Below are 18,105 nucleotides of genomic sequence, written 5' to 3'. Positions count from 1 at the left end.
CCAGTCGTCGATCGTGCACTCTCGCACCCCCTATAACTTTAGTTCACTTTGATGTGGACGCGCGCTTGAGCTTGCGCCAGCAGCAAGCATTCACAGGAGCAGGCAGCTACAATGAAGGCGTGCTGATTATTCTCGTCATTGGATGATGTTTTATGGAACAATTCTCGCAATCGGGCTCGCGCGGTCGACGCCGCACGGGCAACGAGCCGGCGCCGCACGAACGCGTGAAGAGCGAACGCCGTGCCAACGAGCCGCGACGCACCGCGAGCCCCCATCGCACTTCTGCCAACAACGCGGGCCGCGCCAACACTCCCGCCGCGGAGCAGACGCCTGCTCGCCCCAAGTCCCGCTACATCCCTGCCCTTGACGGCCTGCGCACGCTTGCCGTCGTCGCGGTGGTGCTCTATCACCTCAACCTCACGTGGGCGCAGGGCGGTCTGCTCGGTGTCACGATTTTCTTTGTGCTTTCGGGCTATCTGATCACGCGCCTGCTGCTCAACGAAGTCGCTAAGACCGGACGCATCGACCTCAAGAGCTTCTGGATTCGCCGCATCCGTCGCCTGGTCCCCGCCGTGGTGACCGTCGTGGTGGTGACCTGCGCGCTGTGCACCATCTTTAACCACGTGATGCTCACCAAGATGCGCCCCGACATCCTGCCGTCGCTGCTGTTCTTCAACAACTGGTGGCAGATTGCCCAAAACGTCTCGTACTTCAATGCTCTGGGCGACCCCTCGCCACTCACGCACTTTTGGTCGCTTGCCATCGAGGAACAGTTCTACCTGATTTGGCCGCCACTGCTGTTTGCCATGGTATCCATGCATGTGAGCAAGCCCAACACGCGCCGCGTGGTTCTGGGCCTAGCTGCTGTCTCCGCCATCGCCATGATGGTGCTCTATAACCCTGCCGCCGACCCCAGCCGCGTGTACTACGGCACCGACACCCGTGTGTTCTCGCTGCTGCTGGGTGCCTGGATGGCCTTTATCCCCGATCGCGACCTGGCGCCGGTGCGTCTCGCTCGTCGTTTGGGGCTCAATCGCCTAGCTGGCGCCGCCAAGCACGGCAAGAACGCCGAGGGCAAGCCTGGCGAGAAGGCCGACGAAGCAGCCGAGACCGCCCCGGCACAGCCGAGCGCCCTCGTGCGCTTTTGGTCCTCGCCCGCATCCATCGATGTGCTGGGCCTCGTGGGTCTGGTTGGCCTTGCCGCCATGGTCGCGCTCACCAACGGCTACACCGCGTTCCAGTATCGCGGAGGCACGCTGCTGTGCTCGATCCTCACGCTCATGGTCATCGCGGCCTGCGTGCAGCCCCAGGGAATGGTTGCCCGCGCGCTGTCCGCCGAGCCGCTCGTGTGGGTTGGCAAGCGCTCGTACAGCATCTACCTGTGGCACTATCCGCTGCTGTTGCTCATGAACCCGGTCGCCAACATCAACGATACGCCGTGGTGGCAGTACATTTTGCAGGTGTTGTTGGTGGTCGCCGTGGCAGAGTGCTGCTATCGCTTTATCGAGACTCCGTTTAGGAAGGGCGCCTTCGGCCGCACCGTATCCGAGTTCCGCGACGGCACCACCACGCCCGCTAACTGGGTACGCGCGCGCGTCCCTGTCTGCGCAGCCTGCGCTGTCGTGTTGGTCGTTGCACTGGGCGGCCTGATCTTTGTGCCCGAGACGTCTGCGCTGAGCGGCGAGGGCGCCGAAGTTCTGAACAAGGAAGCCAAGAACACCGCGCCCACCGACCAGCAGGCGGCCGACGACACCGACAAGGACAACGACGGCTTCCCCGATGGCTCCTACGATCTGCTTATGATCGGCGACTCCGTGTCGCTGCGTGCCGTAGACACCTTTGACGGCGTGTTCCCGCACAGCCATATCGATGCCGAAAAGGGCCGCCAGTTTGATGCGGGCCGTGCGACATTTGAGGGCTATATCCAGCAGAACCTTGCCGGCAAGATCGTGGTCTTTGCCCTGGGCACCAACGGCTTGGTAACCGACGACCAGATCGACGCCATCATGGCCGATGCAGGAGATAAGCGTATTGTGGTGTTTGTGAACACGCGCAGCCCGCAGCCGTGGGTTGGCTCTACCAACCAGGCCATCGCCAACGCCGCTACGCGCTACAAGAACGTGCGCGTTATCGATTGGTACGGATACAGCGCCAACCGCAACGACCTGTTCGATGGCGATGGCACGCACCTATCGACCACTGGCGTGACTGAGTACCTCAACTTGATCCACGATGCCGTCAAGAAGGACCTGCCCGTACACCCCGAGGATCACGTCAACGATCCGCAGCCGGCAGCCGTCAAGTCTGCCACCGACGCACTCGTCAATGCGCTCGCTCTCAAGCCGCACAAGCTGGGCACCGACAAGTAACCTGCAGCGCAAACTTCCCACATCCGGAGGGGGTGTCTGCCACGGCAGACACCCCCTCCGGCAGTTAGGGACACTCCTGGCGCAGCCAATGAAGACCTCTACGGATGAATTCCAGGCCGCTCCGTCGCTCCAGACATCGTTTCCGCGCCTCGTGCCTGCCCCAAACAATCAAAACAAGCCCTTTTCGCCGCACCCTCAAAGGTCTGTGGGCAAAAAAGGGCAAATATGAGTACTGTTACCATTTTAGTAGCAGGCAAAACCACCCAAAATGACGTCCGAGCGACCCCTACAACCCCCTAAAGCAGCCAACCTGACTGGTTTAAGGCGTATTGGAGCCAATTTTAATGAACATACTAAAGGCTATGTTCATTATCTTTTAGGATGTAAATGCTATTCACTTAGCAACAGTACTCATATTTGGCATTTTTTGTCCATTGCTATATAACTAACACCCTATAGCAGACAAAAAACAGGCCGCGGCCCATCGCTGCGGCCTGTTCGGAAGCAAAAGTGGGCGTTAAGCGCTGTAGCCCATCGCCTGCAGAACAAACATGACGACCGTGAGCACCGTAATCACGGCGATAGTCGCCCAAGTGAGCACGTTCCACACGCGGCCATTGCGGTTGGCACCCATGATGTGACGGTCGGCGGCGATAACCACCTGGAACACCAGAACCACGGGCAGTAGCACGCCATTGATGACCTGCGAGGTCATCATAATCTGGAACAGATCGACGCCGGGCATAAGCACCAGCACGGCAGAGATACCGATGATGGCCGTAATGATGCCGCGGTAAACCGGGGCCTCGTCCCAGCTGCGGTCGGCACCGCGCTCCCAGCCAAATGCCTCGCAGATAGCGCTCGACGTAACGCCCGGCAGCACGCAGGCGGCCAAGAAGCTCGCCGCGACCAGGCCCGAGGCAAACAGTACCGTGGACCACTGACCCGCAATAGGCTCCAACGCGCGGGCGGCATCGGCAGCATCGCTAATCTGAATACCCGCCGGGAACAACACCGTACCGGTCGTGATGATAATAAAGCCGGCAATGACATCGGCGGCAAGCGAGCCGCTCACGGTATCGATGCGCTGCAGCACGATATCGTCCTCGCCCGCGTTCTTATCGACCACGTTGTTCTGCGCCAAGAAAATCATCCACGGCGCGATGGTGGTACCGATCGTTGCGACCACGAGCGACACGTAGCTGGGGTCATTTTGAATGTTAGGCACGACCAGGTCGACCGCGACCTCACCCCAGTTGGGGCCAGCCATAAACGCGGCGACAATATAGGTCACGAACACGCAGCTCACCAGCAGTAGAATCTTCTCGATGCGCTGGAAACTACCCGACATGGTAAGCATCCACACCAGCAGCGCCACCAACGGCACCGAGATGCTCGCCGGCACGCCAAAGAGGGCGAGGCCGCTCGCAATACCCGCAAACTCCGAAATGGTCACGGCTGTGTTGGCGATCAACAGCGCCGCCATAGCAAGTACACTCTTGCGCACGCCAAAGCGCTCGCGAATGAGCGATGCCAGGCCCTTGCCCGTGACGCAGCCGCAGCGTGCCGCGGTCTCCTGCGTCACGATGAGCAGCACAGTCATGACGGGAAGCATCCAGAGCATCTTGTAGCCATAGCTGGCGCCCGCGCTGGAATACGTTGCAATGCCGCCGGCGTCATTGCCCGAAAGCGCCGCCAGCAGACCGGGACCCATAGCGCCAAAGATGGCCGCGATGGTCAACTTTTGCTTGGTGCCCGACTTTTGCTTGGTATTTTGCACGCGACCACCTAACCCATGACCGACATGGTGAGCAACACCGCAGCGGCGCAGTACGCTACGCACGAGATCATGACGGCAATAACGTTCATGGCGGTGCCCGACGTGTTGAGGTCATGCTCGTCACGCCAGAACAGCACCATCAGGTAAATCACGGCGCTCATGTTGCCAACCAGGCAAATGATGGCAGCGATATTAAAGCACCCGGTAAAGAGTTGTTCCTCAAACATGGGCGCATCGGGGAACGCGGCGGTGCGCACCAGCTGAGCGCACAGGTAGGTCACGAGTGACAGAATCAGGCCCATGCCCGTGCTCTGGAAAAAGAACCCCAGATACGGCTTGGGCTCGTCGTCGTGACCGTCATACTCCAGGAAGTAGTTCTTGACGAACGACACCATGCGCGAGGCCGCCAGCAGCACGAGCGGCATGGCGCACATGGGGAACACCACCAGATGCGCGGAGCCGAGCGCCGTCCCCAGCACCGTTGCCATGATGCACGAGGCAATGCCCCACACGACAACCCAGTACTGGCGATGCACAAACCAGCTGAGCACATTCGTCGAGTCGTCGGACGCGCTATCGCCCGAGCCGACGCCTGCGATCTGCAGGTCCTCCTGGTGCTCCTCGGCGATAACGTCCATGGCGTCGTCAAAGGTTACGATACCCAGGATATGACGGTTCTCGTCGCAGACAGGGATGGCAACCAGGTCGTACTTGGTCATCTCGTCCGTCACGTCTTCCTGGTCCTCGCCGGGTGACACGTAGACCAGATCGCGATAGGCGAGCTGGCCCAGCGTGGCGTCGCGGTCGGCTACGATCAGCGTGCGCAGCGAAAGCACGCCCGTCAGCATGCCGCTCGGGTCCTCGGTATAGACGTAATAGACGCTCTCAAAGTCCTCGTCGAGCTTGCGAATCGCCTCGATGGCGTCGCCGACCGTCGCCGTGGCGGGCAGCGAGACAAACTCCGAGGTCATGATGCGGCCGGCGGTGTTGTCCTCGTAGCCCAACAGATTACGAATCGCCTTCTCCTCCTTGACGCCCATCAGGCGCAGGAGCTTCTCAGCCTTCTCATAATCGAGCTCGTCGATCAGGTCGGCAGCGTCGTCCGGGTCCATCATGGCCAGCATCGACGATGCGTCGGTATCGGACAGGCCCTCGAGCATCTCGGTCATGAGCTCGTCGTCATCGAACTCCGAGATGGCCTCGGCGGCCTGTGCCGTATCGAGCTGCGCGAACACCTGCGCACGTAGGCGCGGGTCGAGCTGCTCGATAATGTCGGCGATGTCGGCAGGGTGCAGCTCGCCGAGCGTCTTGTGCGACACCGAGAGTTGAATGTTCTTGGTCGAGCGGTCGAGCAGGTCCATGTAGGACCAAGCGATGATGTCCTCACTGAGCGGCTTGCCCAGGTGCTTCATAAAGCCTTCGACGATATGCTCGAGCGCGGGGCTGATGGCGCGTAGCAGACCGCGGGCACCGACCTCGGCGCCCAGCAGGCGCAGCTGATTTTCGCCCGACATGGAAAACTTGATGTCGTTGACGCGCACGACCTTCATGCCCTGCGTGTCGACAATCTGCTTGTTGAGCACGTCGCGGGCGAGCAGGAGTTCGGTCGGCTGCAGGTACGAAAAACGGATTTCGGTGGCCGACGTCTTAAGGTGTACACCCGTCTCGTCGATACGGTCGACCCATTTGCGCCAGCTGATCATAAACGGCGTCTTGCCGGGTCCGCGGAACGCGAGCGACGTCACGTGCGGAAAAACTTCGCCGGTAGCAATACCAAAATCGTTGACCACGCCGAGCTTTTCGCCGTCGACGTCCAAGACCGGCAATTTGAGCATCTCACTCAGATAATTCAATGGTGCTCCCCATCATAATTCCTCCGGACGTGGCCGCGCGTGCGGCGTCCGGGGGCTTCTGGATATGTATACGCATGCGCGGGCGGCACGCCGCTCGACGCTTACACCCCGTGCATGCGCAAAAAGCACCTGCATGGGGTCATCGACTGTATGGTCGAGGTTTGGATTTCACCTGTAACCTTTCTCTTGACCCTCATTAACCGCAGTAACTATAGCATCAGCATCGCCCTGCGGCATCGAATTTATGCGCTGCACATTGCAGGCATACCAAACGCTGACGCATCCGTGACATAGCCGTTGGGGACGTTCTTAAACGACTACCCAATGACTACTCTGTGGTGTCGTCGTCCTCGGCAAGTTGGGGGAACACGGCGTCCTTGGGCATGGTGACCTTCGTCAGCGAGGTGAGCTTTTTGCTCAGCGACGTGTCCGTCTTGACCAGGTCGCTGAGCGTCACGATCTTGTAGCCGTCGGCAATGAGGCCGTCGATAATCTGCGGCAGCGCCTCGAGCGTCTGCTCGGCGCATTCGTCTCTATCGGTGAGCAGCACGATATTGCCCGGCGTCACCGAATCGAGCACCGTCGAGACCTGCTCGTCGGCACCGTTGAGCAGCCAGTCGCCCGAGTCAATATTCCACGAGACCACGGCGGAGACCAGGTCCATCGCATCAATCCAGTTTTGTTCGTCAAAGGCAGCATAGGGAGCACGCAGCAGCATCGTCTTCACGCCGGTCGCCGACTTAATCGCATCGGTGCCTTTCGTGATCTGTTCGCGTACCGCCTCACGGTCCTGACCCTTGAGCGAATCGTCGCTGTAGCTGTTGGATCCGATCTCGCACCCGGCGTCGACAATCGCCTTGGCCGTGGCAGGCGAGGCCTCGGCCGCATCGCCCGAAAGGAAGAACGTCGCGGTGACGCCCTTTTCCTTGAGCACCTGCAAGATCTGTTTGGTGGCGCCGCTCGGACCCTCGTCAAACGTCAGTGCCACGTACTTTTTGTTGCCCTTGGGCGCCACGCTGGCGCACGCAACAACGCAATCGGTGGCGGGCACAACCTCGCCGCGGTCTTGCGTCTTGCCTGACTGCTCACCAACCCACACCTCGGATCGGCCCTGGACACCCCATGTCTGCACATACTCGATAGCGCCCGTGCCCTCGACCTTGAGCTTGGGCTCGATAACCGTAGCCTGAACCTCGTGCTTCTCGTAGGTGTTACGGCCATCCTTGACCGTCACCTTCTCGCCGCCCTCAAGTTCGCGGCTATCCCATTTGCCTTGCTTCACGCGCTTGCCGTCGACCTTCACCGACAGCTTTTCGCCCCCATGGCGCTTGAGCACGCTGTCATCGACGGCCAGCAGGTCGCCTGCATCGTAGGTGTCAGTCAAATCCTGTTCGTCGATGAGATTCTGCAGCGTAGAGCCCACGCGCACCGCGGTCTTCTGGCCGTTGAGCTCCACGTCCACACTGCGGTTGACGTAGCCCACGACGGCAGCGATAAACAGCACGAGCGCACAACCCACGGCAATGAGCGCATAGGGCAGGCGAGACGAACGACGGGGCGTACGGCTGTTGCCGATGCGAGCGCTGCGGTCGCTAAAGCCGCGGCTATGGTTGAGATACATCGCGCCGGGCTTACGGTGACGCTTGCGCTGACCGCTGGGCAGCTGCCCCAGGTCGCGGCGCGCCGTCGGACGCGCACCCGAACGCCCGTTTAAGTTGGATCCGTTTTGGCGCATGTGCCCTCCCCCATAAACACAGCAAGCCGGAGCAACAGGTCTCCGGCTTGCCTCCCATCATTTGGTACGTCGCTATTTTGTAGCTTTTGACGAGCCTCCGCTCGCCTTTTGGTATTCGTCCTTAAAGGCCTTGAACATGCCGCGCGTCTTGCCGAGCTGCTTGCCCAGTGCGCGACTGCCCTTGTCCACGGCAACCGATCCCTTGTCGTCGAGCACCTTGGCGCCCTTTTTGACCTTGTCGCCCACCACGACGCTGGCCTCGGCGGCCTTGGCAGCCGCACCGCCCGAATACCCGAGCGACTTGACCTCGTCCGAAACGATCATTGCGCCGTCCGCATAACCGCGCAGCATCGTCGGCGGCACCTGCGTGTCACCGACCAAAACACTCGAAGCAGCACCGGCGGTCACATAGAATGCCTGCACGATGCCCGAACGCGGCTTGAACTCCACATCCGAGCAATAGCCCACGACGTCGCCCGATTCCGTGCGCACGTCCATACCGACCCAGATGATGCAATCGTCCAGGTTGATGTCGAGGCGCTTAGCGGCGGCGGCATCGTACGTGTCCTTGACGTCATCGACCGCAATGGCGCCCTCGTAGACACCAATGGCGTCGAGCGCTACGAATCGGTCGGGGCGCTCGATCATACCCGCGATATCGGACTGGCGGACCATAAAGCCGACCACGCGCGTACCGCCCGGGGTAAAGACCGGAAAGTGAATCTTTCCGAGCTTTTTAGGGCTGCGCGGCGTGCCGTCCTTTTTGGTGCGCTTGTCCTCGGTAGGCTTGCGATAGATCTTGGCGCCGACAAAATCCCCGGCGCGCATTATGCCTCGGTCGAGGGCTCCGCAGCCTCGGTATCAGCCTCGACGGCGTTCTCGACCACGACGTCGGCAGCAGGCGTCACGTTGCCGCCCGAAATGGCGTCGTTGAGCTGCTCGCGCAGCTGGTCCATGCGCTCGCGGGCCAGGTCGACCTTGGCGCGCAGGTCGTCGGTCTTGGCGTCGACCATCGGGCCAAAGTCATTCACCGCAGCACGGGCCTCCTCGGCGCTGTGCTCGTAGGTGTCGCGCATATTGTCCCAGGCGTCGTTGGCGATATCGGCAGCCATGGCGCGGGTCTCGGCGCCCGAGCGCGGGGCCAGAGCAACGCCGACAATAGCGCCGGCAGCGGCACCAAAAAGTGCGCCGGAGACAAAGCTGAAAGTCTTACCCATGATCATTCCTCTCCTGCGGGCACGTCGGTGCCCACCGTTTGAATGCTGTCCATTATACCCGCAGCGCATCACTTGCCGCTCCGCTCATCTGTGTACGGCAAAGGCGCAGGTACGTGATGGTGATAAACGCGTAGGCCTACTCCTGGGGCATAGCCGGCATGGCCACCGTGGCACCCGGGTCCTCGCCGGCGCCGTCCACGAGCGGCAGGCCGCCCTCATGCGCAGGTCCTGCCGGAACCGTCGCAGCACCGCCAAAGACGGCAGCGGAGGCCTCGTGGTTCTCGGCAACCGCGCCCTCGGTATCAATCGCCACCTGGGGCTCGTCGTCAAAGTTGGGGACGCCCTGGGGCTCGGCGGGAACGGGCTCGGCGGTCGCATCGACAACGGGCTCGGCGTCGACCGGCACATCGCCCTCGTCAGCGCCCTCGTCCTCGGCAGCATCTTCGCCGTTCGCAGCGGCGACGGCCTCGTGAGGATCCTTGCCCTCGGCCTCGGCGCGCATGCCCAGCACCAGGTTGCGCAGACCCGCGACCGTGCCTTCCACGTCGGGAGCAGGCTGGTCGGCGTGCAGGTACGCCCAGTCCATCATAAAGGTGGCCGACGACAGCGCACCAATGGCCAGTGCGTCGTCGGGGCACGAAAGCTCAACCTCAAAAACGCGCTCGTCGTGCTCGCTTACGCGCGTGCGGCCGCACGAGATGCTGCCGGCAAGCCCGGTCTCGTTCATGAGCTCAACCGTCACGTGCTCCAGCAGGTGGCAGAGCTCGGTCTGGCCCATGCAGTCCTGGAACTCGCGACCGGAATCACCCAGGCACAGGTGCTTGGCAATCGCCGGCACCAGGTAATACACGCGCGCCGTGGCCTCGATATCCTCCGAGGTCATGAGCGGCATGCCGGGGTTCACCAGCACATGCGCGCAGATCTTGTCCTCGCTGACGGTGACCTTAAGGATGTTGAACAGGCCTGCCATAACTCTCCCCTACTCTTCCTTGCCCTACTCGTCGCCATCGTGCGGATCCACAGAGCCCGCACCCGACGCCGCCGGCTTCTCTGCCGAAGACTCGGAATCCTTCTTATCGGTTTCGGCCGGAGCGATCACGCGAATGAGCGAGATGCGCTGGCCACGCATCGACTGAACTTTAAACTTGTACCCCGCGACCTCAAACACCTCTCCGATGTCGGGCACCGAGTCACAAAGCTCCAAAATCCAGCCGGCGATGGTCTCATAATCATCGCTTTCCTCAAGCGGCCAACCAAGCTCAATCGCGTCATCGCACGAAAAACGCCCATCAACGAGCCACTCGCGGCGCGAAAGGCGCGTGAGATACTTGTTGTCGGGGTCGAACTCGTCCTCGATCTCGCCGACGATCTCCTCGACGATGTCCTCGATAGTGATAATGCCGGCCGTGCCGCCGTACTCGTCCACGACCACCACGATCTGGTCGTGCGAGGTCTGCATCTCGGACAGCAGCGGCAGGATGTCCTTGGTGTCGGGCACAAAGGTGGCGTCGCGCAAAAAGCCGGCGATGGGCTGGTCGCCCTTGCCGTCGAGCGCGGGCTGAATCAGGTCCTTGATGTGCGCGATGCCGGCGACGTTGTCGGGATCCTCGTGATAGACGGGGATGCGGCTAAAGCCGGTCTGGCGCATGGTGGACAGCACGTCGGCGACCGTCTCGTCGTCCTCGCACATGGTGGTGTCCACGCGCGGCACCATGACCTCGCGGGCAACGGTGTCGCCCAGGTCGAAGATCTCGTGGATCATGCGCTTTTCCTCGTCGAGCAGGTCGTCCTGCTCCGAGACCATGTACTTGATCTCTTCTTCCGAGACGTTCTGGCGGTCGTCGGCACTCTTGATGCGCAGGATGCGGGCCAGGCCATCGGAGCAAGCGCCAGTCAGCCACACGAGCGGACGGGCAATCTTCTGGAACACGGAAAGCGGGCCCACGACCTGCTTGGACACGCCCTCGGCATTGGCCAGGCCGATGCGCTTGGGGACGAGCTCGCCGATCACGATGGACACGAAGGCGACCGCGACGGTGATGATGACCGGCGCCAGGCCGCGTGCGATGGCGGAGAGCGGCGCGAGGCCAAAGCTCATGAGCCACGTGGCGAGCGGGTCGGACAGGCTCGTCGAGGCGACGGCGGACGAGGCGAAGCCCACGAGCGTGATGGCGACCTGGATGGTGGCGAGCAGCTGGTCGGAGTCGGCAGCCAGCTTAATGGCACGCTCGGCGCGCTTGTCGCCCTCCTCGGCCTCGTGCTCCAGCACGGCGCGCTTGGCCGTGGTGAGCGCCATCTCGGACATAGAGAAGTAGCCGTTGATGAGGGTCAAAACGAGGGTGGTGATAAGGGAGATGGTTATGTCCATCGGGAGTTTCTCGAACCTCCAAGATTCGGGACGTCGGATTAAAACGTTGGTGGCGGATACGGCAATTGCACCAGCGCCCAAACAAGGACGCGGGCGCGCAGGCGTGGTCGCTAGATTACGAAGAGGATCACCGCCATGAACTGGAAGATGCTGCCGGCGAGTACCCACAGGTGAAACACGCTGTGAAGATAGCGCACGTTTTTGGCGATATAGAACGGCACGCCCGCGGTGTAGCACACGCCGCCGACGGCGAGCAGGGCAAGTGCCACGGGGTTGAGCAGCGCCACAAGTTCGGGCAGCTTAAAGACAACGAGCCAGCCCATCAGCAGGTAGACCAAGCCGCTTACCCAGTGCGGTTGACGCTCGCGCAAAAAGCACTCGAGGGCGATGCCGATGACGGCGATGGCCCATACGGCAAAGAACAGCACAGCGCCGCCGTCGTTTGCGAGCGTAATGAGGCAAAACGGCGTATAGCTGCCCGCAATGAGCAGGTAGATGCAGCTGTGGTCGATGATGCGAAACACGCGCTTGGCGCGCGCGAGCTGAATCGCGTGGTAGAGCGTGGAGGCTAGGTATTCGAGGATAATGCTGACGCCATAGACAATCGCCGCGGCCATGTGGGCCGGGCCTCCGCCGCGCAGGGCGGCGAATACGATCAGGAGCACCAGGCCCGCGATACCCAGCAGGCAGCCGACACCATGGGTGACGGAGTTCATGATCTCCTCACCCATGGTGTAGTGTGGAACGGCCGCGGTCTTGGGTCGCGGCTTAGAACTGTCGCTCGAATCGGACATGCCGGTTACATCCTCCAACGTAAAGAGTTCTCAACACTATATCAAAGCGTCTGGGTACGTGCGAAATTTGCACCATACGTGACCCTTTGTTTACCCATTCTTTGCCTGTTGACGCATCAACGGCGAACGTCCATAATGCGCTTGCATTAAATGTTGATGTATTAACATCTTATAGGAAAGCTTCTTATGTCTCAAAACGCACGTTCCCATCGAAAGCTCAAGATAGCCGGCGTCGTTGCGCTGGTGCTCGTTGTCGCGCTGCTGGGGTTTGCCGGCAACTTTTTGTTTGACTTTGCCCTGAACCCCCAAGCGCCGTACACCATGAAGATGATGCAGGATGGCAAGGACGCCGAAAAGGGCGAGCAGATGGACGCCGAGGAGGGCGAGGCACGGGCGTGGTTTAAGGAAAACCGCGAGAGCAGCAGCCTCACCGCGAACGACGGGACCGAGCTTGCCGCCTGGTATTTTGCTGCGTCGGAGAGCGCACACGATTACGCCGTCTGCCTGCATGGATATACCAACGAGCCCATCGGTATGGCCCGATACGTCAAGCGATTCCACGACCGCGGCATGAACGTACTCGCACCCGCCGCACGCGCCCACGAGCGCTCCGGCGGCGACTATATCGGCATGGGCTGGCCCGAGCGCCTCGACATCGTCGCATGGATCGAGCAAATCGTTCAGGCTGACCCCGAGGCGCGCATCCTGGTCTTTGGCGAGTCGATGGGTGCGGCAACCGCCATGAACGTCGCGGGGGAATCTCTGCCCGCAAACGTAAAATGCATTATCGAGGACTGCGGTTATACGAGCGTTTGGGACGAGTTTTCCCTGCAGCTCAAGGATGTGTTCGGCCTGCCCAGCTTTCCCTTGCTCGATGTAGCAAACTTGGTGTGCAACGTGCGCGCGGGCTACGACTTTCATAAGGCGAGCAGTGTGGAGCAACTCAAACACGCGACGGTTCCCATGCTGTTTATCCACGGCGACCAGGACACCTTTGTACCGTACAGTATGCTCGACCAAAACTACGAGGCGTGCGCCAGCAAGGTCAAGCAAAAGCTCACCATCCATGGCGCCACCCACGCCAAGAGTGCGCAAGTTGACCCCGAGCTCTACTGGAACACGGTCGACGACTTCCTCGACGAGTATTTTTAGGCAAATAGTACGGTTTACTGGCCTATCTGACCCCCTAGCACTTCCGAAAAGCCGCCCGTGGGCACTGTGCTCACGGGCGGCTTTTGCTAACAGTTGTGCTACAAAGGCGCTTGTTTTGTCTAATAGCTAGGTGCTACTTGACCTCGATGAGCTCGTACTTGCTCGTGCCCAGGCCGATCTTCTCGGCGTGCGCGATGCACACGCGCCAGTCGGTGTCGGGATGCGTGATGCAGAAGGGATCCTTGGCCTGCTCGCCCTCCAGGTGCTCGTGATTGTGCTCCATCTTAGCGGCGCTATCGGTGAGCTCGGTGTTGGGCAGCGGCTCGGATGCCATGACGGCGTCGGCGCAAGCCTGGTCGATGGCGACCGGGTCGAAGCTCGCGAACATACCGATATCGTTGACGATGGGCGTGTCGTTTTCGGGATGGCAATCGCAGTTGGGACTAATGTCCATAGCGAGCGAGATGTGGAAACTCGGGCGGCCGTCGACGACAGCCTTCGTGTACTCGGCGATCTTGTAGTTGAGCACATCGGCCGCAGCGTCATAGCCGGGCTTGATGCAGTCCTGGTTGCACGCCGCAATGCAGCGCCCACACCCCACGCAGCGATTGTGGTCGATGGCGGCCACGTGTACCGTGCGAGTACTACCGTTGGCAAGCTCGCGCTCGCGGGTGTCGTCAAACGAGACGGCGTTGTGCGCGCAGATCTTTTCGCAGGCGTGGCAGCCCACGCAGTTGGTGGTATCGACATTCGGCTTGCCGGCGGCATGCTGCTCCATCTTGCCGGCACGGCTGCCGCCTCCCATGCCCAGGTTCTTCATAGCGCCGCCAAAACCGGCCTGTTCATGACCCTTAAAGTGGGTGAGGCTGATCACGATATCGGCATCCATGAGTGCCTGGCCGATCTTGGCCTCGTGCACGTACTCGCCGCCCTCGACCGGAACGAACGCCTCGTCGGTGCCCTTGAGGCCGTCGGCGATGATAATCTGGCAACCCGTAGCGTACGGGGTAAAGCCGTTCTGGTAAGCGGTGTCGATGTGCTCGAGCGCGTTTTTGCGGCTACCGACGTAGAGCGTGTTGCAGTCGGTGAGGAAGGGCTTGCCGCCCAGCTCTTTTACGACGTCCGCGACGGCGCGGGCGTAGTTGGGGCGCAAAAAGCTCAGATTGCCCAGCTCGCCAAAGTGAATCTTGATGGCGACGAACTTGTTCTCAAAGTCGATCTGCTCGATACCGGCGCGACGGATGAGGCGCTTGAGCTTGTCGAGCTGGCTCTCGCGAGCATGCGTGCGCAGGTTCGTAAAGTACACCTTGGCGGGTGCGGTGGGCGCGGTTGTGGTCATAGATCTATCCCCTCGGTCCATATGGCGTTACAGACATAGAGGATGGTACCAGTTAAAGCAGAGTTAAAGTCAAGTACGGAACCTAGTCATTGGGGACGTTCTTAAATGACTACTCTTGGACTTTGAGTGCCTCGGCCAGGCCCACACGTTTGATGGAACGCATGTGCAACAGCGCCACGACCAGGTAGGTTGCAAAGCCGATTCCTGCGCACGCCGCCATGGACCAAGCGGGCACATAAATCTCGATATTGCCGTTGTAGGCGAGCAACATCGAGCGGAAGATGGCCGTGAGCGAGCCAATAATGACCGGCAGGCTCAGCACGAGTGACGCTGCCACGCACAACGTGATCGAGCGGATGTACAGATGCGAAATCTCGCTATCGCGATAGCCAAAGACTTTCATGTAGCTGATCGAACGGGCGCTGTGGTCGATCACAGCCTTGGTCAGCAGGTACATAAACAGCAGGAAGATAAACACCGCGAGCCCAATCATCATGCCGATCATTTTGCTCATCATGCCGATGAACTGGTCGCCCACGGCGCGCATGTCATCGGGCGTGGTGTCGCCGGCAAAGTAGCGCGAATCAAGGTCGAGCTTCTCATCGCTCACATAGCCGTTGAAGTAGGCCGCATCGTTGCCAAAGAGCTCGTTAAAGTCATCGATACTCATATAGATATTCATGTCCGACTTGGAGCCCCAGGCACAGTCCTTGCCCGCATACTCAAGGGAATAATTCTCGCCCTCATACTTGTCGCCGAGCGTGACCTTCTGGCCCTCGCTCCAGCCAAACTTGTCGAGCAGGCCGCCGCCAAAGACGACGTGTCCGTCGCCGACGTTGAGGCCTTTCCAATAGCACGAATCGGTTGAAATGCCGTAGACGGAAATCGTCTCCTCGCCATTCCCATCGCCTCGGTCGTATTGCAACTGGTAAACGGCATATTTCTCGGCCTGCGCGATTGCGCCCGCGCCGTTGTCAATCGTGTTGACCGGGTGAATGTCGTCGTTGTCAGTGTCGATCTTAGAGGCCTTGTCAATCAGGTCGATAGCCTCGTCGCGGTTGCAGCCGAGGATATCGGCAAGGTCATCGAGGCGCGCATAAAGCGCATCCTTCTTGTCCTGGACCTTGGTAAGCGCATCCTGCGCCGCAGTCAGGCTCTCGGCAGACGGAGATGCGGTCGCGGCATCGGCTGCCGTCTGCGCCGCATCGGCCGCGTCGTCGAGCTCGTCATCGGCATCTTGGGCGGCAGAAAGCAGCACGCCGTCAACCGACTGCAAGCACTCGAGTGCCGACCACTGCTCGCGCTCCTCGGCAGTGCCCTCGAGCTCCAGCGGAGCCTTGAGCGTGTACTGGTGCTCGGCGACCAGGCTCGTCTCGAGGTTGTCCGCGTAGTGCGTCATCGTGGGCAGAATCGCCAGGCCAAAGAGCAGCAGCAGCGAGGCAAACGCAATGCCCACGAAGAGCGTGGCGAAGTTGCCCAGGTTGCGCAGGAAGATACGCAGGCGGAAGCGCGAGACAAAGCCCATGCGCTCCGGCAGCTGCAGGCCGCGCTTGGTGCCCGATTTGCCGCTCGCCTCGTGGCGAAGAAACTGCAACGGCGTCTTGCCCATCTTGCGAAGCAGACCCACCAGCGTGATGAGGATGAGCGCAGCGGCGGGAACCACGGCGCACTTCACAAAGATCTCCCAGCTCCAGTACACCTGGAAGGGCGGCAGGCTGTACGAGCCGTAATAGAGGCTGCGCATGGGCTCGGTAAAGAACACAACGCCGAGCGCAGTGCCCAAAAGCGCCGCGGCCACGCCCACGATAGCGGGAAGCGCAAGGTAGTGCAGCACGATCTCGCGTCGACGATAGCCGCTGGCGAGCAGCGTGCCGATGATGGCGCTCTCCTCCTCGATGGTGGCGTCGGTAAGGACCACAAAGACGAACGCCATGATCACGATGATGATGTCGAGCAGCGTCATCCACATCATGGAGTCGCCGCCTACGTCGTCGCGCGCATAGCCAATGCCCTGGTTGGAATCGGCGTCGATGAGGTCATCCACGCGCGCATCGGCGTCGGTCAGCGCCTCGACCATATCCTGCTCCGCATCGATGCGATCCGCGGTGGGGAGGTCGCGATCGGCAAAGGTAAAGGAGTAGGTGTAGGCGGGCGCGCCGCCGGCATCCTCGAGCGCGGCAAAGCCGGCATCGGTGACCTCGGCCACGCCGTACGTGATGGTGTTCACCGTAAAGTCCGAATTGTTGAGGAACAGCGCCTGGCTATCGGGCTGGGTCATGATGCCACAGATGGTGTAGATGCGGCCCTCGAGCTCGACCTTATCGCCCACGGCGAGATCGTTGTTGGTGGCAAAGACGCGGTCGATGGCTACCTCATCGTCCGCCTTGGGCTGCCTGCCCTCACAGTAGGACGCGATATCGACCTTGGTGCGGTGCGCATAGGTGCGCAGGGTGCGCTTGGTGCCGTCGTCGCCAGCCGCCTTTTTGATGATGGCGTCGATGGAGAAATTCTTGTAGAGCGTGACGCCACCGACGTCGCCGGCTGCATCCTCGGCGGCCTTGAGCTGGTCTTTGGTAGCCTCGAAGGAGGTGGTCACGCGGCCGTCCTCAATCGTGTACGCATCGCGCATGTCGTCGATAAGGCAGCCGATGGAATGCGCTGCGAGCAAAAAGCCCGACGTGAGGGCGATGCTTCCGCACATAAGCAAAAAGATGCCCAGGTACTTGCCGATATTGCGGCGCAGCTCGCGCGGGAGACGTTTTGCGAGAGGTGTCATGGCGCCGCCTACCAATCGAGCTCGGCGGCCGCGACGGGCGACTCGTTGAGCTCGTCCTCGACGATGCGCCCGTCGCGCAGGCGCAGCACGCGATTGGCCATGCGCGCAATGGCGGCATTATGGGTGACGATGATGATTGTGCAGCCGTAGGTGCGATTGACATCCTCCATGAGCTGCAGGATTTCCTTGGATGTCTTGTAGTCGAGCGCGCCCGTGGGCTCGTCGCACAGCAGCAGGCCCGGATTTTTGACGAGCGCACGGCCGATGGCGCAGCGCTGCTGCTGGCCGCCCGAGACCTGGCGCGGAAACTTGTTGCGGTGCTCGTAGAGGCCCAGCGAACGCAGCAGGTCATCGACATTGAGCGGGTTTTTGGACAGGTGCGCCGTGACCTCGATGTTCTCCTTGATGGTGAGATCGGGCACCAGGTTGTAAAACTGGAAGACAAAGCCCAGCTCACGGCGTCGGTATTCGCCCAGGTCGGCGGCGTTGAGCGTGGTGAGGTCGCAGCCATCCACCAGAATAGAGCCAGCGTCGGCATCCTCCAGGCCGCCGATCAGGTTAAGAAACGTCGACTTGCCCGAGCCCGAAGGCCCCAGCATGACGCAGACCTCGCCGCGGTTGATGGACGTGTCGATGCCGTCGAGCACCGTCAGGCGTGCGTCACCGTCGCCGTAGTGCTTTTTGAGATCCTTAACCTGGACGTAGGCTTCCTGCGTTGCCAT

13 protein-coding genes are annotated in these 18,105 nt (G+C 61.0%); 2 read left to right on the top strand and 11 right to left on the bottom strand.

All coding sequences use genetic code 11. The features are described from left to right. Positions 1–152: 152 nt before the first annotated feature. Entirely contained in the window at positions 153–2,369 is a 2,217-nt protein-coding gene (locus KSY82_RS01195; RefSeq protein WP_217749920.1) for an acyltransferase family protein, read from the top strand. A 517-nt stretch (positions 2,370–2,886) separates the two neighbouring features. Here KSY82_RS01195 and KSY82_RS01190 read toward each other — a convergent pair. The 8 genes from KSY82_RS01190 to trhA all read right to left on the bottom strand — a co-directional run bounded on the left by KSY82_RS01190 (position 2,887) and on the right by trhA (position 12,116). Then, positions 2,887–4,083: an Nramp family divalent metal transporter gene (locus KSY82_RS01190; protein WP_099432833.1), complete on the bottom strand. Its 1,197-nt coding sequence runs from the start codon at positions 4,081–4,083 to the stop codon at positions 2,887–2,889. A gap of 74 nt (positions 4,084–4,157) precedes the next feature. Beyond that, a complete protein-coding gene (locus KSY82_RS01185; RefSeq protein ID WP_217749919.1) occupies positions 4,158–6,002 on the bottom strand; it encodes a magnesium transporter in 1,845 nt (614 codons plus the stop codon). Between the two features lie 328 nt (positions 6,003–6,330). After that, on the bottom strand, positions 6,331–7,737 hold the full coding sequence (locus KSY82_RS01180) for a polysaccharide deacetylase family protein (protein ID WP_254881653.1): 1,407 nt from the start codon (positions 7,735–7,737) through the stop codon (positions 6,331–6,333). Between the two features lie 72 nt (positions 7,738–7,809). After that, positions 7,810–8,565 carry a PRC-barrel domain-containing protein gene (locus KSY82_RS01175; protein ID WP_006235736.1) on the bottom strand — a complete coding sequence of 252 codons (756 nt, stop codon included), beginning with the start codon at positions 8,563–8,565 and terminating at the stop codon, positions 7,810–7,812. Further along, entirely contained in the window at positions 8,565–8,954 is a 390-nt protein-coding gene (locus KSY82_RS01170) for a YtxH domain-containing protein (protein WP_035136593.1), read from the bottom strand. Before KSY82_RS01170 ends, KSY82_RS01175 begins: the two co-directional genes overlap by 1 nt. Positions 8,955–9,090: 136 nt before the next feature. Continuing rightward, a complete protein-coding gene (locus KSY82_RS10320; protein ID WP_254881652.1) occupies positions 9,091–9,924 on the bottom strand; it encodes a cyanophycin synthetase family protein in 834 nt (277 codons plus the stop codon). Positions 9,925–9,948: 24 nt separating this feature from the next. Continuing rightward, entirely contained in the window at positions 9,949–11,322 is a 1,374-nt protein-coding gene (locus KSY82_RS01160) for a hemolysin family protein (protein ID WP_217749918.1), read from the bottom strand. A gap of 110 nt (positions 11,323–11,432) precedes the next feature. Further along, the gene (trhA, locus tag KSY82_RS01155) at positions 11,433–12,116 is read right to left on the bottom strand and encodes a PAQR family membrane homeostasis protein TrhA (RefSeq protein WP_217749917.1); all 684 of its coding nucleotides are present in this window, start codon (positions 12,114–12,116) and stop codon (positions 11,433–11,435) included. Positions 12,117–12,302: 186 nt separating this feature from the next. Here trhA and KSY82_RS01150 point away from each other — a divergent pair, with 186 nt between their 5' ends. Then, positions 12,303–13,268: an alpha/beta hydrolase gene (locus tag KSY82_RS01150; RefSeq protein WP_217749916.1), complete on the top strand. Its 966-nt coding sequence runs from the start codon at positions 12,303–12,305 to the stop codon at positions 13,266–13,268. Between the two features lie 133 nt (positions 13,269–13,401). On the opposite strand, the gene KSY82_RS01145 is transcribed toward KSY82_RS01150, so the two are convergent. The 3 genes from KSY82_RS01145 to KSY82_RS01135 form a co-directional block, all read right to left on the bottom strand. After that, the gene (locus KSY82_RS01145; RefSeq protein ID WP_217749915.1) at positions 13,402–14,607 is read right to left on the bottom strand and encodes a DUF362 domain-containing protein; all 1,206 of its coding nucleotides are present in this window, start codon (positions 14,605–14,607) and stop codon (positions 13,402–13,404) included. Positions 14,608–14,716: 109 nt separating this feature from the next. Further along, positions 14,717–17,383, bottom strand: coding sequence for an ABC transporter permease (locus tag KSY82_RS01140; RefSeq protein ID WP_217749914.1), 2,667 nt, complete (start codon positions 17,381–17,383; stop codon positions 14,717–14,719). 8 nt (positions 17,384–17,391) lie between these two features. After that, positions 17,392–18,105 (bottom strand): ABC transporter ATP-binding protein, encoded by a 714-nt coding sequence (locus tag KSY82_RS01135; protein ID WP_254881651.1) that lies wholly within the window; start codon positions 18,103–18,105, stop codon positions 17,392–17,394.

The sequence above is a fragment of the Collinsella aerofaciens genome, from assembly GCF_019131995.1.
GTDB lineage: Bacteria > Actinomycetota > Coriobacteriia > Coriobacteriales > Coriobacteriaceae > Collinsella > Collinsella aerofaciens_S.
This window is presented reverse-complemented; position numbering and strand designations above follow the sequence as displayed.